The 18,884-nt window shown below is 72.2% G+C and carries 17 protein-coding genes and 1 pseudogene; 11 read left to right on the top strand and 7 right to left on the bottom strand.

Annotated elements, in window-relative coordinates:
• Positions 1–142: 142 nt before the first annotated feature.
• On the top strand, positions 143–1,237 hold the full coding sequence (locus P8A20_RS12535) for a hypothetical protein (protein WP_306103524.1): 1,095 nt from the start codon (positions 143–145) through the stop codon (positions 1,235–1,237).
• A 28-nt stretch (positions 1,238–1,265) separates the two neighbouring features.
• On the opposite strand, the gene P8A20_RS12530 is transcribed toward P8A20_RS12535, so the two are convergent.
• Entirely contained in the window at positions 1,266–3,392 is a 2,127-nt protein-coding gene (locus tag P8A20_RS12530; RefSeq protein ID WP_306103523.1) for a S9 family peptidase, read from the bottom strand.
• Between the two features lie 166 nt (positions 3,393–3,558).
• Between P8A20_RS12530 and P8A20_RS12525 the strand changes: the two genes are divergently transcribed.
• From P8A20_RS12525 to P8A20_RS12510, 4 genes and pseudogenes are all read left to right on the top strand, one after another.
• Positions 3,559–3,753 carry a DUF2304 family protein gene (locus P8A20_RS12525; protein WP_056793925.1) on the top strand — a complete coding sequence of 65 codons (195 nt, stop codon included), beginning with the start codon at positions 3,559–3,561 and terminating at the stop codon, positions 3,751–3,753.
• A 72-nt stretch (positions 3,754–3,825) separates the two neighbouring features.
• Positions 3,826–4,743, top strand: a complete 918-nt coding sequence (mshB, locus tag P8A20_RS12520) for an N-acetyl-1-D-myo-inositol-2-amino-2-deoxy-alpha-D-glucopyranoside deacetylase (RefSeq protein WP_306103522.1) — start codon at positions 3,826–3,828, stop codon at positions 4,741–4,743.
• Positions 4,740–5,201 (top strand): DUF6113 family protein, encoded by a 462-nt coding sequence (locus P8A20_RS12515; RefSeq protein ID WP_147959346.1) that lies wholly within the window; start codon positions 4,740–4,742, stop codon positions 5,199–5,201. Before mshB ends, P8A20_RS12515 begins: the two co-directional genes overlap by 4 nt.
• Positions 5,202–5,376: 175 nt before the next feature.
• Positions 5,377–7,465 (top strand): annotated as a pseudogene (locus tag P8A20_RS12510) (hypothetical protein).
• 131 nt (positions 7,466–7,596) lie between these two features.
• Here P8A20_RS12510 and P8A20_RS12505 read toward each other — a convergent pair.
• The 3 genes from P8A20_RS12505 to P8A20_RS12495 all read right to left on the bottom strand — a co-directional run bounded on the left by P8A20_RS12505 (position 7,597) and on the right by P8A20_RS12495 (position 11,548).
• Entirely contained in the window at positions 7,597–9,390 is a 1,794-nt protein-coding gene (locus tag P8A20_RS12505) for a pectate lyase-like domain-containing protein (protein ID WP_306103521.1), read from the bottom strand.
• 274 nt (positions 9,391–9,664) lie between these two features.
• Positions 9,665–10,516, bottom strand: coding sequence for a transglutaminase-like domain-containing protein (locus P8A20_RS12500; protein WP_147959349.1), 852 nt, complete (start codon positions 10,514–10,516; stop codon positions 9,665–9,667).
• A gap of 30 nt (positions 10,517–10,546) precedes the next feature.
• On the bottom strand, positions 10,547–11,548 hold the full coding sequence (locus P8A20_RS12495) for a GNAT family N-acetyltransferase (protein WP_147959350.1): 1,002 nt from the start codon (positions 11,546–11,548) through the stop codon (positions 10,547–10,549).
• A 117-nt stretch (positions 11,549–11,665) separates the two neighbouring features.
• On the opposite strand from P8A20_RS12495, the gene fdxA reads away from it, so the two are divergent.
• Entirely contained in the window at positions 11,666–11,986 is a 321-nt protein-coding gene (gene fdxA, locus P8A20_RS12490) for a ferredoxin (RefSeq protein WP_014154250.1), read from the top strand.
• 99 nt (positions 11,987–12,085) lie between these two features.
• Positions 12,086–13,189 (top strand): succinyldiaminopimelate transaminase, encoded by a 1,104-nt coding sequence (gene dapC, locus P8A20_RS12485; RefSeq protein ID WP_306103520.1) that lies wholly within the window; start codon positions 12,086–12,088, stop codon positions 13,187–13,189.
• Positions 13,190–13,280: 91 nt separating this feature from the next.
• On the opposite strand, the gene P8A20_RS12480 is transcribed toward dapC, so the two are convergent.
• A complete protein-coding gene (locus tag P8A20_RS12480) occupies positions 13,281–13,643 on the bottom strand; it encodes an ATP-binding protein (protein ID WP_147959352.1) in 363 nt (120 codons plus the stop codon).
• 309 nt (positions 13,644–13,952) lie between these two features.
• Complete coding sequence (locus P8A20_RS12475; protein ID WP_147959353.1) at positions 13,953–14,849, bottom strand: hypothetical protein; 897 nt, start codon at positions 14,847–14,849, stop codon at positions 13,953–13,955.
• A gap of 62 nt (positions 14,850–14,911) precedes the next feature.
• On the opposite strand from P8A20_RS12475, the gene dapE reads away from it, so the two are divergent.
• Both dapE and P8A20_RS12465 read left to right on the top strand, forming a co-directional pair.
• Entirely contained in the window at positions 14,912–15,991 is a 1,080-nt protein-coding gene (dapE, locus tag P8A20_RS12470) for a succinyl-diaminopimelate desuccinylase (protein WP_147959354.1), read from the top strand.
• Between the two features lie 85 nt (positions 15,992–16,076).
• Complete coding sequence (locus tag P8A20_RS12465) at positions 16,077–16,862, top strand: LOG family protein (protein ID WP_147959355.1); 786 nt, start codon at positions 16,077–16,079, stop codon at positions 16,860–16,862.
• Between the two features lie 39 nt (positions 16,863–16,901).
• Here the strand turns inward: P8A20_RS12465 and folP are convergent, their stop codons facing one another.
• Complete coding sequence (folP, locus tag P8A20_RS12460; protein ID WP_147959356.1) at positions 16,902–17,774, bottom strand: dihydropteroate synthase; 873 nt, start codon at positions 17,772–17,774, stop codon at positions 16,902–16,904.
• 91 nt (positions 17,775–17,865) lie between these two features.
• Here folP and P8A20_RS12455 point away from each other — a divergent pair, with 91 nt between their 5' ends.
• A complete protein-coding gene (locus P8A20_RS12455) occupies positions 17,866–18,261 on the top strand; it encodes a DivIVA domain-containing protein (RefSeq protein ID WP_261988721.1) in 396 nt (131 codons plus the stop codon).
• The gene (locus P8A20_RS12450; protein ID WP_147959358.1) at positions 18,258–18,842 is read left to right on the top strand and encodes a DNA-3-methyladenine glycosylase I; all 585 of its coding nucleotides are present in this window, start codon (positions 18,258–18,260) and stop codon (positions 18,840–18,842) included. Before P8A20_RS12455 ends, P8A20_RS12450 begins: the two co-directional genes overlap by 4 nt.
• The last annotated feature ends 42 nt before the right edge of the window (positions 18,843–18,884 follow it).

Below are 18,884 nucleotides of genomic sequence, written 5' to 3'. Positions count from 1 at the left end.
CCCACCATGGAGAACGTACGGCCGTGCGGGTGCCGTGAACCGGCCGGGGCGTCCATCACGTCGCCCCGGCCGGTTACCCGTCCCCCGTGCGTCGCCGGAGGTCCCCTTGTCCGTCGGCGGACCGCGGTGGAGTATCACTGAGGTGATACTCACACGGGGAGCCAGAATCACCGGAGCGGTGCTGTGCGCCGTGCTCGCGGCCCTTGTCGCCGCCTGGATCGTGCGGGACCTCCGGGCCGTCGGAGATCCGTCCGCCCTGCTGCGCTACTGGGCGGGCTACACCGACGGGTGGCCGAAGAAACTGCCCGCCACCCTGCAGGCCGACCCGGTGCTGCTCGTCGTGCACGTCCTCGCCCTCATAGCCTCGCTGCGCTCCTCGGTGGCGGCGTCCACGCTGGTCGTCACCGGACTCGTCACGCTCGTCCTGCGGCTGCCGGGCCTCTGGATCATCGGTACGTCCTGGACGGGCGACCGGTTCGGCGACGAACTGCGGACGCGCGCGCTGATCGGCACCTTCGTCACCCTTGCCGCCGGCCTGGCACTCGTCGTCACCGGGGCGGCCGGCCGGCGGCGGCCCGAGGACGCGTACGAGCGACTGCCCACCCGGCCCGGGCGGGGAGCGGGCGTCACGGCGTTCCTGGTGCTCGGGGCGTCGGGGGCGGTGCTGATCGCCTGGGAGGTCCGCCAGCTCTTCACGTTGCCCGACGAGGTATATCCCGCCTGGTACATCGGCGGAGAGGTCCTGACGCTCGGGCTGACCGCCGCCCCGCCGGGCTGGAGCAGCGTGGCGCTCGGGCTGATCAGCCTGGTGGTGGCGTGGACCGCGCTCTTCCGCGCCGTGCACTCCCGCCCGCTCGGCATGACCGTGGCCGGATTCCTGCTGGTCTCCGGGGCCTGCGGGATCGCCCGGGCCGTCCACAACGAGTGGCTGCAGCACTTCGGTGAGTTGGAGACCGAGCAGCGGCTCGGCGTGCTCACCTCGTTCCTCCTCGCCTTCGCGGGGGCGACGGCGCTGCTGGTGCTGGCGCGCCGGGGGTTCGAGAGCGCGGACGAACCGGACCACCAGGGGTACGGCGGCTACGGCTACCCGCAGGGCGCGACCCCGGGGTACGGCTACCCGCAGAGCGGCGCCCCCGGTTACGACCACCCGCGGGGTGGCAGCCCCGGGTACGGCTACCCGGGGGGCGGCGGAGCCGGGTCCCCGCCGCCCCCCGCTTCCCCGCCGCCCGGCTGGTGAGACCACGGCGAGATCCGAACGGGAGGAGCTACGGCCGGGACAGCCCCAGGGACCGGCGGAGGAAGTCCACCTGGAGCAGCAGCAGATTCTCGGCGACCTGCTCCTGCGGGGTCATGTGCGTGACCCCGCTCAGCGGCAGCACCTCGTGCGGGCGCCCGGCGGACAGCAGCGCGGAGGAGAGCCGCAGCGCGTGGGCGACCACCACGTTGTCGTCGGCCATGCCGTGGACGATCATCATCGGCCGCACCGCTCCGGCCGGCGCGGAGAGCCCCTCGTCGGTGACCAGGGAGTTGCGGGCGTACACCTCGGGCTGTCCGGCGGGGTCCCCGAGGTAGCGCTCGGTGTAGTGGGTGTCGTACAGCCGCCAGTCCGCCACCGGGGCGCCTACGACGGCCGCGTGGAAGACGTCGGGGCGCCGCAGCACCGCGAGCGCCGAGAGGTAGCCGCCGTACGACCAGCCGCGCATCGCCACCTTCGACAGGTCCAGCGGGAACCGTCCGGCCAGGGCGTGCAGGGCCTCGACCTGGTCGTCGAGGGTGAGGGTGAGGTCGTCCCGTACCGCCTTCTCCCAGCCGGGCGAACGGCCCGGCGCCCCCCGGCCGTCGGCGACGATCACGGCGAAACCGTGGTCCGCGAACCACTGGGACGTGAGGTGCGGATTGTGGGCGGCCACCACCCTGCGGCCGTGCGGGCCGCCGTAGGGATCCATCAGCACCGGAAGCGGACCGTCTGATTCCTGGTACCCGGTGGGAAGCAGCACGGCGCACGGGATCCGCCGTGCGCCCCCCTCCGTCAGACGGACCTTCGCGGACAGGACCGGCTCCTGGGCGAGATTCGCGACGGAGGCGATCCGCTTGCCGTCCCGCAGCACCCCGACAGCTGTCCCCGGGTGTTCGAGGGACGCCGACACCAGGACCGTCACACCCCCCGCGCGCACCGCGGAGTGCACTCCGACGCCCTCGCTGACGCGCTCCACGCCCAGCTCGTTGACCCGGTAGACATGGCTCTGCCCCGTCTCCGGGTCCGCCGCGCCCTCGCCGGCGGTCGCCTGCACCAGGATGTCCGACTCCCCGATGTCCAGCACCGCCTGGATGTGCAGCTGGCCTCCGGTCAGCGGGCGGTCGCCGACCGAGAGCACCCGCGCGCCCCCCTCGTCGGCGATGCGCACGAGCCGCCCGTCGGGTGCCCAGGCGGGAACCCCGGCGAAAAGATCAAGCCAGATCTCGTCCTCGTCGACATGCACCGTGCGGGTCGCCCCGCTCTCCGTGTCGACGGCCAGATACAGCTGGCTTCGCTGGTCCCGGGCCTGTACCAGGAGCAGCGGGGCGCCGTTCGAGGACCAGTGGACCCGCGCCAGGTAGGGGAAGCGGGACCGGTCCCAGGCCACCTCGGTGCGGGCCCCCTCCAGGTCCGTCACGAAGAGCCGCACCTCGGCGTTGGCCGTTCCCGCCGCCGGGTAGCCCACCTCGGCGGGCCGGCTCCCGGGATGCGCGGGATCGGCGATCCACCACCGCTGTACGGCGCTGTCGTCGACGCGGGCGACCAGCAGGCGGTCCGAGTCCGGCGACCACCAGAAACCGCGGTAGCGGCTCATCTCCTCCGCCGCGACGAACTCCGCGACGCCGTAGGACACGTGGGCGTCCTCCGGCTCCGCGACCGGGCGGTCCCCGTCGCCCTCCGCCCCCACGACCCGCAACGCTCCCCGCGAGACGTAGGCGACGTACCGCCCGTCGGGCGAGGGGCGCGGGTCGATCACCGGACCGGGCACCGGCAGGGCGCGTGCCGTGCCGGCCCTCAACTCGGCGACGTACGCCCTGCCGGAGAGCGCGAAGGCCGCCAGTTCCACGGCGTCGTCCACCGCGTAGCCCACGATGCCCGCCGAACCCTCCCTGACGCGCTCCCGCCGCGCCTTCTCCTGCGGTGACAGCGCCTCCGCCGAACCGCCCAGCAGGGCGTCCGGGTCGGCGGCCACGCGCTCCTCACCCGTCCCGGTGTCCAGCACCAGGAGGCGGTTCGTCCGGTCGGAGCCCGAGGCCGACCTGAGGAAGATCACCCGCGTCCCATCCGGTGAGACGGTGAAGGCCCGGGGTGCGCCGAGAGTGAACCTCTGGGTCCGGGCGTGCTGGAGGGGAAACGACAGCTTCTGCGAGGTCATGGCTCCGAACCTAGTCCGCCCCGGGCCGTCCGTGCGCCCCTCGTGCTGCTGTGCCCCGATCAATGCGTCGGCACGGATAGTTATGATCCGTAGCGCTCGGTGGGTATGAACCTGCTGGCTCCATGTGTGCTGCCCGTCCCGACCGTACTGATGGAGGTGAACCGCCGTGGCACTCTCGATTTCGGCGGTGGTGCTGCTGGCGATCGTCGTCTTCCTGCTGATCCGGAAATCCGGACTCAAGGGCGGACACGCGGTGGTCTGCATGTTGCTCGGCTTCTACATGGCGAGCTCGTCGATCGCCCCGACCATCTCGGAGGTGACGTCGAACGTGGCAGGCATGATCGGGGGAATCAAGTTCTGACGGGTGCGCGCCGGGCGCCCCGGCACCGCGGGGCGTTCGGCCGGTGGTGCGGCCTGCTCGTAGGGTGGTCCCATGAAGGACCTTCCCGCCCGCCGTCTGCTCCTGGTGCACGCGCACCCCGACGACGAGTCGATCAACAACGGCGCCACCATGGCCAGGTACGCGGCCGAGGGGGCACACGTCGCCCTGGTGACGTGCACCCTCGGCGAGGAGGGCGAGGTCATCCCGCCGGACCTCGCGCATCTCGCCGCGGACCGTGAGGGCGGCCTCGGCGACCACCGCGTCGGCGAACTCGCCGCCGCGATGCGGGAGCTCGGGGTCACCGACCACCGGTTCCTGGGCGGCCCCGGCCGCTTCCGCGACTCCGGGATGACGGGCACCGAGCAGAACCACCGGCCCGGTGCCTTCTGGGCCGCCGACGTCGACGACGCCGCCGGGCACCTCGTCGGAGTGATCCGCTCACTGCGCCCCCAGGTGCTCGTCACGTACGACCCCGACGGCGGCTACGGCCACCCCGACCACATCCAGGCGCACCGCGTCGCGATGCGCGCGGCCGACCTGGCAGCCGACCCCGCGTACGACGCCGGCGCCGGCGCCCCGCACACCGTCGCCAAGATCTACTGGAACCGGGTGCCCCGCTCGGTGGCGGAGGAGGGCTTCGCGCGGCTGCGGGACACCGCCCCCGACGCGTTCCCCGGCATCGCCCCGGTCGACGACGTACCCGGAGTCGTCGACGACGCCGTGATCACCACGGAGATCGACGGCTCGGCGTACGCCTCGGCGAAGACCGCCGCCATGCGCGCGCACACCACGCAGATCGCGGTCGACGGACCGTTCTTCGCTCTTTCGAACGACCTGGGCCAGCCCGTGTTCACCACGGAGTACTACGAGTTGGTGCGAGGCGCTCCGGGCGGCGACGAGGGTGCCAGGGAGCACGACCTCTTCGCGGGCGTGCCGGACGCGGGCCTCGCGCCGGGAGCACGGACATGAGTAACAGGCAGAGGCAGCGCGCCTCGTCGCGGTCACCGCGCACCAACGCGCCGCCCAGGGTTCCCGAGCCGTCCGGCCTCGCGGCACCCCCGAACCCCCGGCGGATCCCCCTCTACGCGGGTCTCGCGGTGCTCGGCGCGGCCGTCGGGCTCGCCGGCACCCTCGTCCAGGCGGCCCTGTTCCCGGGCGGGTTGCTGCTCGCGCTCGCAGCGTCGGCGGGACTGTTCCACGGCGGCCGGGTGCTGACCCGGACACAGCTCGGCGCGCTGGTGCCGGCGGTGGGGTGGTTCATCGCCGTCATCGTCCTGCTCGGCGGGCGCCCCGAGGGTGACTACGTCTTCGGGGAGGAGATCGGCCTGGCCCTCTTCATGCTCGGAGGGATGGCCGTGGCTGTGATCTGTGCCACGATGTCGCGGCTGCCGTATTCGGCCAACGACACCGGCCGATCAGGCTCGTGATGTGGTATGTCCGCCCCCGGATTGCCCCTCCGCGCGGTGCCGGGTGCATCCTTGTTCTCCCCGTGCGCGGAGAGTCTTACGGCGGCGGCCAGTATGGTGGTGCGCGCGCCGAGCCGTCCCCTGGCCTGCGGCATGGGGGAAGTACGGGCGGCGGAGCCAATCGGGAGAACCTGCTTTGAGTCGTGAAACTGACAGTTCGTCCTCCGGGCCCCAGGGGCGCGGAGGAGCCGCGTACCCGTCGGGTACGCCGCCGTACGGATCACGCCAGTATCCGTCGCTGCACCCGTCTCAGGACGGCCCGGAGGAGACTCCGGAGCCTGCGGACCCGCCTCAGCCCGAGGAGCCCAGAACAGAGACGACGCTGACGACGCGTATCCGGATCAACATCCCGGGCTCGCGTCCGATCCCGCCTGTCGTCATGCGTACGCCGATGAGCGAGACGGACGCGTCGGGCGGGCGGCCCGCCTCCGAGCGGACCGGCAGCACCCCGAGGCCCGGGGCACCCGCGCCGTCGTCCGGCGGGGCCCCCGAGCCCGGCCCGGACGCGCGGTCCGGCGGCCCGGCGGCGGAGGTCCCGGACGGGAAGCCCGCCAAGGAGAAGAGCGGCAGCGACTGGTTCGCCCCGCGCAAGGCGCCTGCCCCGGCTCCCGGTGCGGGCGCGGCTCCCGCGGCCTCGGCCCCGGGAGGGCCCGGCCCCGGTCAGGGCCCCGGCCCCGGTGGGCCCTTCGCCGGCGGTCCTTCCGGTCCTGGCGGAGACTCCGGCCGCCCGACGCCGCCGCGTGTGGACCCGCCGTACTTCTCGGACGGTCCGCAGCAGCCCGGCGACCGGGACGGTGCACCCCGTCCGGGGCGCAGCGCCCTCGACGACCTCGACGGCGGCCCGCGTCCCGCGCCGAACCCCGGTGTACGGCCGCAGGACGGCCCCGGCCCCTCCGGACCCACCACGGGTCCGGTCACCGGGAGTTCGTCCCTCACGCCGGACCTCGACCGCCTTCCCGGCGCGCCTGGTGGGCCCGGCCGGACGGCTCCCGGGGGCCGCCGGCCCCGGCGGCGTACCTCCGCGGATGTCGGACGACACCGCGATCCTGACGCCGCAGTCACCCGCGCCGGGCCCCGGCTCCGGTGGCCATGTCTCCGGTGACACGCTGACCAGCGGTATCCCGGTCATCCCGGCGGAGCCCCGCTCGGCGTTCCCGGGCGGCCCCGGAGGCATCCGGCCGCCCGAGGGCCCCATGGGCGGACGGCCCGGGGACGCGGGTGCCCCGGTGCCCGCTCCCGCCCCCCGGCCCGCCCCCAAGGCGGCGCCGCCCGCCAGGAGGGGCCGCTCCAAGCTGGTCCTGCTGGGCGTGGGGGTCTTCGTGCTGTTCGGCGTGGCCTACGGCGCCGGCCTGCTGATGAACCACTCCGAGGTCCCCAAGGGCACCACCGTGCTCGGCGTCGACATCGGCGGCGGCACGAAGGAGGAGGCGGTGACCAAGCTCGACGCCGCCCTCGGCAAGCGGGCCCAGACCCCTCTGCGGCTGTCCGTGGACGGCAAGGAGCAGAAGCTCGACCCCGACAAGGCCGGACTCACCCTGGACAGCCAGGAGACGGTCCGCGGCGCCGCGGGCAGTGACTACAACCCGGTCTCGGTGATCGGCTCCCTGTTCGGCGGGGCACGCTCCGCCGACCCGGTGATCCCGGTCGACGAGGAGAAGCTCGGCCTCGCGCTCACCGATCTGGCGGGTGTCGCGGGTTCGTCCAACGACGGCACGATCAAGTTCGAGCCGAACAAGGCCGTGGCGGTCCCCGGCAAGTCGGGCAAGTCGCTGGACGTCAACCGTTCGATGATCTCCGTGCGCGATGCCTATCGCGCGCAGGTCCAGACCGGGGATCCGGCCCTCGTCGAACTGCCCGTCGCGGCCACCGAGCCGACCGTCACCGAGGCCGAACTGGACCGGGCGATGAAGGAGTTCGCCGAGCCCGCGATGTCCGGACTGATCACGGTCAAGGCCGGGTCCAAGGCGATCGACTTCGGTCCCGCTAGGTCCCTGCCGCAGATCCTGTCCATGAAGCCGGTCGACGGCAAGCTGGTCCCGGTCTACGACAGGAAGGCGATCGACACCCTGCTCGACGGCGTCTTCGACGGCGTCATGATCACCAAGGGTGACGGATCGAAGCACCAGGTCAGCTCGACCGACGTGGCCCAGGCCATGCAGGGCGCCCTGCTGGGCACGACGCCCGCCGAGCGCACCGTCGCCATCGACCTGAGCGGCGAGGGCTGACCGGCCCGGCGACCTCGCGTACGACCGCCCCCGTCCGGAGTCCGGACGGGGGCGGCGTGGTGTCGGCGGCCGGACACGTGGCGAGGGGCCCGGCGTGGGTACGGCCGGGCCCCTCGCTCTCCCCCCGTTCCCTACGGGAAGGACACCACCTGGGAAGGCACGGTGGTGTCACCCGATGTGGGTGATCCGGTGTCGTTGATGACGTGGTCGTACTGCCCCTTGCCGCCGAGCGAGACCACGAGCAGGTCGTGGAACTTCACTCCGGGCTTCACCGGGGCCTGGAAGCCGTGCTGCTGGCGGATGGTCGGGTCGACGTTGAAGAAGCAGTAGCTGCCCATGCCCCAGCCCTCGTGGGTGGTCACGGAGTCGTCGACCTTGTAGGCGGCGTAGCCCTTGATGTCGCCGTTCTGGATGGCGGCCTGGTTGGGGGCGTCGTAGGCCTTCTCGTTCTGGAAGAAGATTGTCTTCCCGTTCTCGCCGTACCACTGGACGTCGTACTTGTTGAAGTGCTCGACGAACAGCCCGGTGGCCAGCACGTCGTCACCGTTCACCCGGAGCCCGTAGTCGGACCGGTTGGTCTCCCAGCCGACCCCGTCCCCGTGGTCGGCGCGCCAGAGCCATGTGTGGTCGATGATCGTGTCGTCGCTGTTGACGACCATGCCGGTGGTCGCCTTGCCGGCTCCCGCGCCACCGACCCGGACGAACACGTCCTGGAGACTGGTGGGGTTGGCCGAGTGGTCGCCCGAGGAGCCGTCCGGGCCCACCTCGACGAGGACCGAGGAGTTGACCGGGCCCGCGTCCACGAGGAGTCCGGCGAGCTTGACGCCGTCGACATCGCCGACCTTGATCGCGGTCACCCCGTTGTCCGGGATGATCGTGGCGAGGCCGAGACCGAGCGCGACGGTGTTCGCGCGGTCGATCTCGATGGGCTCGTCGACGTGGTAGATGCCCGGGGTGAACAGCAGGTGCAGGCCTTGGTCGACGGCCGCGTTGATGGTCTGCGCGGTGGCGCCGGGCTTCACGACGTAGAACTGGTCGAGGGGGATCGACTCGCCCTCAGGGGTGCCGTCGGCCCAGCTCGTGCCCCGCGCGTCGGTGCGCTTGGCGGGGACGAACACCTTGTAGTCGTCACCGTCGAGGTGGAGGAAGGGCTTCTCGCGGGAGACCGGGGTGGTGTCCAGGGTGGTGTAGGGCGGTTCGGGGAAGCTCTGGGCGGGGGCGCCCTCGACGCCGGAGAAGGTCATGTTCCAGACGCCGTTGCCCCAGCTGCCGACGGAGCTGTCGCGGGTGTACCACTGCTGCTGGGAGTAGGGGCCGACCTGGCCGTCGATCTTGCTGTCGGCGATGTAGCCGCCGCTGGCCCATCCGTAGCCGTTCGGCGCGAGGTTGAGTCCGCCCTTGACGTGCATACGGCGGAACGGGGCGGCCTGGGAGACGGCCCAGCGGTTGGTGCCGTTGACGGGGTTGAGGGCGAGGTTCTCGGCCGAACGCCAGAAGTTCTGGGTGGCGTTGCCGTCGAACCAGCCGGCGTCGACGGTGACGTCACCGTTGAACGTCGTGTCGTCGGGGTTCAGGCCGAGACCCGCGATCGAGGTGTAGAAGCCGATCTGAGCGTTGATGTCGTCGTAGGTGCCCGGCTTGAACATCAGGGCGTAGCGGTCGCTGCCGAACTGCGCGGACTCCTGCTTCTTGAAGATCTCGTCGACCTTGCCCTGGATGTCCGGAGTCGAGGGGTCGAAGACCAGCACGTTGGGGCCGAGGTCGCCCCCGCCGGGCAAGTCCTCGGCCTCGTCACCGAACGCCGACTGTGCTGTGGGGAAGGCCATGAGCAGCGATACGGCGAGTGCGGCGAGGCCGAGCGCCTTGGAGCGCCGGTGCCGACGAGACGCGGTGGGGGCCGCTGGATTCGTGGGGGGAACTTGCATGGATGACGTCTCCTGGGTCGTGGTGTGGGGGCACGACGGAACCTCGAGAGTGCGAGAGAGCGCTCTCTCCTGTCGCCGATGTAACCGCTGTCGCCCTGGACACGTCAAGAGGTGTGCATCAGGAGGCTCCGGTGGTCGCCATGACGCACAACAAATGGCATCGAACGTGAGTGCAATGGGTTGATCTGCGAGCAGATCACACTCCCTGTGAGTTCACGGAGTGGCTGAGTGGCCGCCGATTTCCGGAAGGGCGGGCAGGTCTCCTCGCGACGGGTCAGTTCAGCAGAGCCCTGGCCGCCCGGGCGCGGTGGCGGATCGCCTCGGCGGCCGTCGGCTCGATGCCGTCGACGATCTCGGCGTACTCGTCCATCTCCGCGGCCCCCCGCAGGAACTCACCGCGCTGCACGAGGAGCTGGGCCCGCTCGTAGCGGAGTCTGGCCGGGTGAGAGGGCAGCAGCAGGGAGAGTTCGAGCGCCCACAGCGCCACGTCCGTACGCTCCGGACGGGCCGTCGCCCAGGCCCGGATGTTGTTCAGGATCCGCAGCACCGTCTCCAACGGCCGGGCGGGCACCAGCATCGACTGCTCCAGCGGCGCCCCGGTCGCCCCCGTCACCATCAGCTCCGCGTCCTCACCGCTCAGCGGGGCGCCGCCGGCGAACGGGTCTGCCAGCACCCGCTCGGCCGGGTCGCCGAAACCGACCACGAAATGACCGGGGAGCGCCACTCCGTAGACGGGTGCCCCGGCCCTCCGCGCCACCTCGATCCAGACCACGGACAGCAGGATCGGCAGCCCCCTGCGACGCCGCAGCACCTGCTGGAGGACCGACGACTCAAGCCGCTGGTAGTCCGGCGACGAACCCGCGAAGCCACAGCGCTCGCCCAGCAGTTCGGCGAGCGCGGACGCCCACGCGCGGGCGCCGCGGGCTCCGTACGGCAGGAGGCCGGCCAGCCGGTCCAGCTCGATCTGCGCCGCGTCGACACCGTACGGATCGCCGTCCCCGGGCGACGGCGGTGAGGCCTCCGCGCCCAGCAGCAGGCAGAGCAGTGCGAGGTCCGGCCGTTCGGCGCGCGCCTCCTCGGCGAACCGCTGCCGTCGTCCGGCCCTGCCGGGGTCCTCGGAGCTCATGTCTGACACGTGTCCCTGCTGCTGTCTCCGCTACGCGGACCGGAAGTGGTGGTAGCGGTGATGGGTGGCGAAGCCCATGCGGTCGTACAGCGCACGGGCACCTTCATTGTCCGACTCCACCTGGAGCCATGCGGCCGAGGCGCCCTCGTCCAGCGCCGTGCGGGCCAGCGCGGTCATGACGGCGGTGGCGAGCCCCCGGCGCCGGTGCTCCGGGCCCACCTCGACGGCCATGAACCCCGCCCAGCGGCCGTCCACCACGCAGCGTCCGATCGCCGCCGGCACCCCCGCGGGTCCGTCGCCCGGTACGGAGGCGAACCACACCGAGGGGCCGCTGCCCAGCACCTTCAGCACATGGGGACCGGGGGTCTCGAAGCGCTGGTACCGGGACAGCCACGCCCCGTCCGGCTGTCGGGACGTCCGTACCGCGGAGACGTCCGTGTCCAGGTCGCCGACCGGGGCCAGCGCCGCGATCCGCACCTCGGCCGAGACCTCGCGCCGCCACCCGTGCTCCTCCAGGTCCGCACAGAGCCGCTCCTGCGTGCCCTCGGCGCCCGTCGCGGTCTGGACGTAGGCGGGGAGACCCCGTTCGCCGTACCAGCGGCGGACGGTGCCGAGCGCCTCACCCAGCGGAAGGCCCGGATCACCGAGCGGCAGCACGGAGTTGGCGCGCCGGGTGAATCCGCCCGCGGCGCGCAGCCGCCAGTCGCCCAGGAGTTCGCTCTCCACGGGCTGCCAGGCACGCGCGGTGACCAGGGCGAGTTCGCCGAAGGAGGCGGCGGGGCCGCGGCGGCGTGCCGGGGCGGGAGGCACCACTTTGCCCGCCACCAGCGAGGATTCCGCGATCCGGACGCTCTCGCCGCTCCTCGTCGTGACCGAGAGCACACCGTTGTCCCACGATGTGAGAACCCCGACCGTGTCGGTGAACTTCGCGCCCTCGCCCGGGGCGTCGACGACGCGCCGTACGGACACCCGTTTTCCCACGTCAGCAGGGGTTGTGCGAACCTCGAGCCGTCCGCCCATGGTGAATTCCACAGCTCTGTCTGCCCCTCCTGTTCGGATCGTGCCCCGGAACGGAGATACTAGGGGCGGGCATCGACGACGCCGCGCTCCCGCGCGAGAGCCAACGCCCTACCGAGGAGGAACGACAGCGTGACCTACGTCATCGCGCAGCCTTGTGTCGACGTGAAGGACAAGGCCTGCATCGAAGAGTGCCCCGTCGACTGCATCTACGAGGGCTCCCGGTCCTTGTACATCCATCCGGACGAGTGCGTCGACTGCGGAGCCTGTGAGCCGGTCTGCCCGGTCGAGGCCATCTTCTACGAGGACGACACCCCGGAGGAGTGGAAGGACTACTACAAGGCGAACGTCGAGTTCTTCGACGACCTCGGCTCGCCGGGTGGCGCGTCCAAGCTGGGTCTCATCGAGCGCGACCACGCGTTCATCGCCGCGCTGCCGCCGCAGAACCAGTAACCGGCACAGCGAGCGCCGCCCGGTCCCGTACGGCTCGTCACCGTGCGGGACCGAGGTGTTTCCCGGCCGCCACGCCCCCGTACGAGAAAGCAGAGTTCCGTGTCCGAAGCAGCCCCCGTCTCCTCCCGTCTCCCGGTGTTCCCCTGGGACAAGCTCGCGCCCTACAAGGCGACGGCCGTGGCCCATCCGGACGGCATCGTGGACCTTTCGGTCGGCACGCCCGTCGACCCGGTGCCCGAGCTGATCCAGCAGGCGCTGATCGCCGCGTCGGACAGCCCCGGCTATCCGACGGTGTGGGGGACCGAGGCGCTGCGTGACGCGCTGACCGGCTGGGTGGAGCGCAGGCTCGGCGCGGTCGGCGTGGCCCACGAGAACGTGCTGCCGGTCGTCGGTTCGAAGGAGCTCGTCGCCTGGCTGCCCACGCAGCTCGGTCTCGGCGCCGGTGACAAGGTCGCCCACCCGCGGCTCGCCTACCCGACCTACGAGGTCGGGGCGCGGCTCTGCGGTGCCGAGCCCGTCGTCTACGACGACCCGACGGAGCTGGACCCCGAGGGCCTGAAGCTGCTCTGGCTCAACTCCCCTTCCAACCCGACGGGCCGTGTCCTGCCGAAGGACGAGCTGACCCGGATCGTGGCCTGGGCGCGCGAGCACGGGGTGCTGGTCTTCAGCGACGAGTGCTACCTGGAGCTGGGCTGGGAGGCCGAGCCGGTCTCCGTGCTCCACGCGGACGTCTGCGGCGGCACGTACGACGGAATCGTCGCCGTCCACTCGCTCTCCAAGCGCTCCAACCTCGCCGGTTACCGCGCGGCCTTCGTCGCGGGCGACGCGGCCGTCCTGGGCGAGCTGCTCCAGATCCGCAAGCACGGCGGGATGATGACGCCGGCCCCGGTCCAGGCGGCGACGGTCGCGGCGCTGGGCGACGACGAGCACGTCGCGGAGCAGCGTGCTCGCTACGCGCGGCGGCGTACGGTCCTGCGGGCGGCACTGGAGGCCCACGGCTTCCGGATCGAGCACAGCGAGGCGAGCCTCTACCTCTGGGCAACCCGCGACGAGCCGTGCTGGGAGACCGTGGCGCACCTGGCGGAGCTCGGCGTGCTCGTGGCACCGGGCGACTTCTACGGGCCGGCCGGGGACCGCTTCGTACGGGTGGCGCTGACGGCCACGGACGAGCGCGTGGACGCGGCGGTCGCGCGGCTGTCCTGAGGCCGGCGGGCCCGCGGATGTGCCGAGGGGCCTCGGGAGTGCGCACTCCCGAGGCCCCTTCGCGCGTTCGTTCCGCGCACGGTCCGGTGGATCAGCCGATCGGCAGGCCCTTCGTGGGCAGCCCCTTGGTCGGGAGGCTCTTGGTCGGGAGGGTGTCCTCCGTCAGCTCGCCGTCCGCCACGGTGCCGGCCTTCTCCAGGGTCTTGCCGGCGGCGGGAAGGGTCGTGCCGACCACCTTGCCGCCGGTCTCGTTCGCCACCTGGGAGCCCTGCTTGGAGGTGGAGTCCAGGGTGCTGCTCAGGCCCGCGCCGTCGAGCGAGGTCAGGCCGCCGAGCGCGGGGGTCTGCGGGAGCCCCGCGGCGCCTGCTGCACCGGCCGCGCCGACCACGGGTGCCGCACCTGCGGCGATCAGCAGCGCGGCACGGGCGATCCGACGGGTCAGGGGGAGGGACATGATGCTCCTTCGACGGGACGTCAACGGGTTCTCGGCGGATGTGGAATCCGCCTGTCCGGTGATCGGACGCACTGAACAACCGGTCCAGGGGCGGGGAAGGTTGCGGGGCACCCGGGCAAAGACTGGGTAATGCGTCCGATAATCCGCAATGCGGCGACCCGGGCGGAGGGGGCGTTCCGTAGCTGCCTGATGCGCCGTCACTTCCCTTTGCCGACAAGGAAACAGGGCCGAACGGCGGGTGCGTGCAAGCGGCGGGTGGAGGCATGGTTCCACCTGGTGCCGTACGGCCCGTACGGATGACGGGCCGTACTACTGAGCGAGCCGCATCCGGACGCTGTTGGTGTTCGTTTCCTCACGTTCCGTCCGCCACCCGGTGTCGGCGGTCCACACCCGGCCCCCGTAGGAGACCTCGTCGATCCGCAGGGTCCCGGCCCGCGCGACCGCCCAGTGGGCGAGCTCCCAGCCCCGGCCGGCGGCGCGGTCGTCCCCGGCGGGTACCGGAACCGACACCGTGCCCGCCGCGGCGGCGCCGGCCGACCCGGTGGACGGCAGGACGTCCTTCCCGAACGCGCGCACCAGGTCGGACCGCACCTCGGCCGCGTCACCGGGGCCCGTAGCGGTCGCCGATGCCTGCGAGCAGGTCAGCGAGGCGGGGGAGCGGCCGGTGAGCGCGGCGGCGAGCAGCGCCGAATCCGGCTCGTGCTTGGCGTACGCCTGCGGGAACCCGCTCTTCTGCACCTTCTGGGCCGCGACGGTCAGCGGCAGCCTCGAATAGCCGGGGACCTCGACGAGATGCTCGTAGAACTTCCCCGCCGAGTAGACCGGGTCCATGATCTGCGCGGGCGTCCCCCACCCCTGCGAGGGGCGCTGCTGGAAGAGACCGAGCGAGTCCCGGTCGCCGTGGTCGATGTTGCGCAGGGAGGACTCCTGCATCGCGGTCGCCAGCGCGATGGTCACCGCGCGTTCCGGCAGCCCGCGGGTGGTGCCGACGGCTGAGACGGTCGCGGCGTTGGCCGCCTGCTCGGGGCTCAGCTCGTACGTCCGTCCCTCACCCCCGCCGACGGGGCCCACGGTGCACCGGGGCGCCCCCTTGTGGCCGGAGAGGTACTGCATGGCCAGATAGCCCGCCAGTGCCACGAGCACGGCGAAGGAGGCCGCGACACGGAACAGGCGGCTGCGGCGGGGAGAAGAACTCGTCCGGGGCACGGGGCCAACCGTACTGGAGAGTACGAGCGGGCCGGTCCCCGAAGTCCCTTAGGGTCGTGGCCATGGATGGACACACGCTTGACCTCTCCCTGGACGGTCCTGAGCTCACCGCCCGGCTGGTCGACTTCCCGTCGGTCAGCGGGCAGGAGAAGGACCTCGCCGACGCCGTCGAGGCGGCCCTGCGCCCGCTGCCGCACCTGACGGTCGACCGCCACGGCAACAACGTCGTGGCGAGGACCCGGCTGGGCCGGGCCGAGCGTGTCGTCCTGGCCGGCCACATCGACACGGTGCCGATCGCGGACAACGTGCCGTCCAGGCTCGACGACGACGGCGTGCTGTGGGGGTGCGGTACCTCCGACATGAAGTCGGGCGTGGCCGTCCAGCTCCGGATCGCGGCGACCGTGCCGGAGCCCAACCGCGACCTGACCTTCGTCTTCTACGACAACGAGGAGGTCGCCGCCCAGCACAACGGCCTCGGACACGTGGCCGAAGCGCATCCCGACTGGCTCGAAGCGGACTTCGCCGTCCTCCTGGAGCCCTCCGACGCGCAGGTCGAGGGCGGCTGCCAGGGCACCATCCGGGTGCACCTGCGGCTGGAGGGGGAGCGGGCCCACTCCGCGCGCAGCTGGATGGGTTCCAACGCGATCCACGCCGCGGCCCCCGTGCTGGCCAGGCTCGCCGCGTACGAGCCGCGCCGCCCCGTGATCGACGGTCTGGAGTACCGCGAGGGGCTCAACGCAGTCGGTATCGAGGGAGGCGTCGCCACGAACGTCATCCCGGACTCCTGCACCGTGGTCGTCAACTACCGGTACGCCCCCGACCTGGGGCCCGACGAGGCCGAGGCCCACGTCCGTGAGGTCTTCGCGGACTGCGGCGTCGTCGAGTTCACCGTCGACGACCACTCCGGCGCCGCGATGCCCGGGCTCTCGCACCCCGCCGCCAAGGCGTTCATGGAGGCGGTCGGCGGCACGGCCCAGCCCAAGTTCGGCTGGACCGACGTCTCCCGGTTCGGCGCTCTCGGCGTTCCCGCGGTGAACTACGGCCCCGGGGACGCGCTGTTCGCGCACAAGCGGGACGAGCACGTGGCGGTCGACCGGATCACGCACTGCGAGGAGCGCCTGCGCTCCTGGCTCACCAGCTGACTCACGGCATTCCCCCGCCCGTAACCTCCGCCGATCTAGGCTGAAGCGACACACGCACATCGCAGGTCGGCGGAGGGAGCAGGTCATGGGCAACCCGGAGGACGCACGGATCCCCGAGGGCGCGCAGATTCCCGAGGGCGCGGTGAAGCCCGAGGAACAGCGACTGGGTCCGGTACTGCGGCGCAGGGACCAGGTCCAGCCGGGCACGACCGATCAGCGGCTGCTGGACTCCGAGGGCGACTCGGAGTGGGTCCACACCGACCCCTGGCGGGTCATGAGGATCCAGTCGGAGTTCGTGGAGGGATTCGGCGCGCTGGCGGAACTGCCCAGCGCGATCAGCGTCTTCGGCTCGGCCCGCACGCCGGCGGGCGGACCGGACTACGAGGCGGGCGTCCGGATCGGCAAGGCCCTGGTCGAGGCCGGGTTCGCCGTCATCACGGGCGGCGGCCCCGGAGCCATGGAGGCGGCGAACAAGGGGGCCCGGGAGGCCAAGGGCGTCTCCGTCGGGCTCGGCATCGAGCTCCCCTTCGAGTCCGGGCTGAATCCACATGTCGACATCGGCGTCAACTTCCGCTACTTCTTCGTCCGCAAGACGATGTTCGTGAAGTACGCCCAGGGGTTCGTCGTCCTGCCCGGCGGTCTGGGCACCCTGGACGAGCTCTTCGAGGCGCTCACCCTGGTCCAGACGGGCAAGGTGACGCGCTTCCCGATCGTCCTCTTCGGTACGGCGTACTGGGGCGGCCTGGTCGACTGGCTGCGGGACACGGTGGTGGCGGGGGGCAAGGCGTCCGAGCGTGACCTGATGCTGTTCCACGTCACGGACGACGTGGACGAGGCGGTCCGGCTGGTGACGAAGGAGGTCGGCCGCTAGCCGTGCCGACCCGCGGTGGGGCCGGAGCAGGGTCGCTCCCTACGCCAGGCCCCGCCGCGCGACGGCCGGTGGCCGGTGGCCCGCGATGGACGCGACCATGTCCAGGACCTGACGGGTCTCGGCCACCTCGTGCACCCGGTAGACCTGTGCTCCCAGCCATGCGGAGACGGCCGTGGTGGCCAGCGTGCCGATCACCCGTTCCTTGACCGGCCTGTCGAGCGTCTCCCCGACGAAGTCCTTGTTGGAGAGGGAGACCAGCACCGGCCAGCCCGTGGCCGTCATCTCGTCCAGCCGGCGTGTCGCCTCCAGCGAGTGGCGGGTGTTCTTCCCGAAGTCGTGCCCCGGATCGATCATGATCCCGTCCGGCCTCACCCCGAGCTCCACGGCCCGCTCGGCGAGCCCCAGGGTCACCCGCAGGATGTCGGACACCACGTCGTCGTACTCGATCCGGTGCGGGCGGGTGCGGGGCTCCGCGCCGCCCGCGTGCGTGCACACGAGCCCGGCGCCGTACCGTGCGGCCACCTCCGCCAGCTTCGGGTCGACCCCGCCCCACGCGTCGTTCAGCAGGTCGGCACCGGCCTCGCAGACGGCCTCACCGACGTCGTGCCGCCAGGTGTCCACGCTGATCACGACGTCAGGGTGGCGGCGTCGCACCTCGGCGACGAAGCCCACCGTGCGACGGGCCTCCTCCCGCGCCGTCACCTCCTCGCCCGGACCGGCCTTGACCCCGCCGATGTCGATGATCGCGGCGCCTTCCGCGACGGCCTGCTCGACCCTGGAGAGCGCGGGTTCGTCGCGGAACGTCGCCCCCTGGTCGTAGAAGGAATCGGGAGTCCGGTTCACGATCGCCATGATCACCGGCTCGTGCGGCCCGAACTCCCGCCGCCCCAGCCTGAGCGCCCCGCTTCGCATTCCTGGTTCCTCCCTGTAGCTCGCCTGCGACCCTAACTGTCGGTGGCGCATGGCACGATCTGACCTGGACAGGTATTCCGCTTCCGGGGAGATGCACGTGTTCTGGTTCTTGCTGCTCACGATGGCCGTGGTCGTGGCCGCGGTCACCCTGGCGGTGGTCGGCGGAGGCGGAAGCCCGGTGCTGCAGGACGTCGAGCCCGATCGGCTCACCGACCCGCTGCCCGCGAACCGCCCCGTCGGCCGCGCCGACGTCGAGGCGATGCGGCTGCCCATGGCCGTGCGCGGCTACCGCATGGCGGACGTGGACGAGGCCCTCGGCCGGCTCGGTGCCGAGCTCGCCGAGCGGGACGCCCACATCGCCGAGCTGGAGTCGGCGCTCGCCGGGGCCCAGGCGACCGCGGTGAACGGCGGCCCCGACCTGTTCAAGCGGCCGGACGAGCAGCGCCCGGGCGAGGACGGCAGGCCGGGCGAGGAGGGCGAGCGGTGAGCGGTGCCGAACCGGCCGCCGACGGCCGCCCACGCTGCCCGTGGGGCCTGTCCACGGAGGACTACCTCGTCTATCACGACACCGAGTGGGGACGACCGGTCCACGGCGACGACGCCCTCTTCGAGCGGCTCTGCCTGGAGGCCTTCCAGTCGGGGCTGTCGTGGCTGACGATCCTGCGCCGCCGCGAAGGGTTCCGCAGCGCCTTCGCCGGGTTCAGGATCCCCGCCGTGGCGGAGTTCACCGACGTCGACAAGGAGCGGCTCCTCGCCGACGCCGGGATCATCCGCAACCGCGCGAAGATCGACGCCACGCTCGCCAACGCCAAGGTGCTGGCCGGCTGGGACGAGGGCGAGCTGGACGCACTGATCTGGTCCCACGCCCCCGACCCGGCGACCCGGCCGGCCCCGCGCACCCTGGGTGACGTCCCGGCGGTCACCCCGGAGTCCACGGCGCTGGCCAAGGACCTCAAGAAGCGGTCCATCCGCTTCGTCGGCCCCACGACCGCCTACGCCCTGATGCAGGCCTGCGGGCTGGTCGACGACCACCTGGCCGACTGCGTCGCCCGGGGCGGCGGCCGGTAGTCCTGGTCGGACGCCGGGATACCTGGCCCGGGCGGTGGCCCG

The sequence above is a fragment of the Streptomyces sp. Alt3 genome (assembly GCF_030719215.1).
Lineage (GTDB): Bacteria > Actinomycetota > Actinomycetes > Streptomycetales > Streptomycetaceae > Streptomyces > Streptomyces glycanivorans.
Note: the sequence above shows the minus strand (reverse complement) of the source record. Positions and strands in the feature narration are given on the sequence as shown.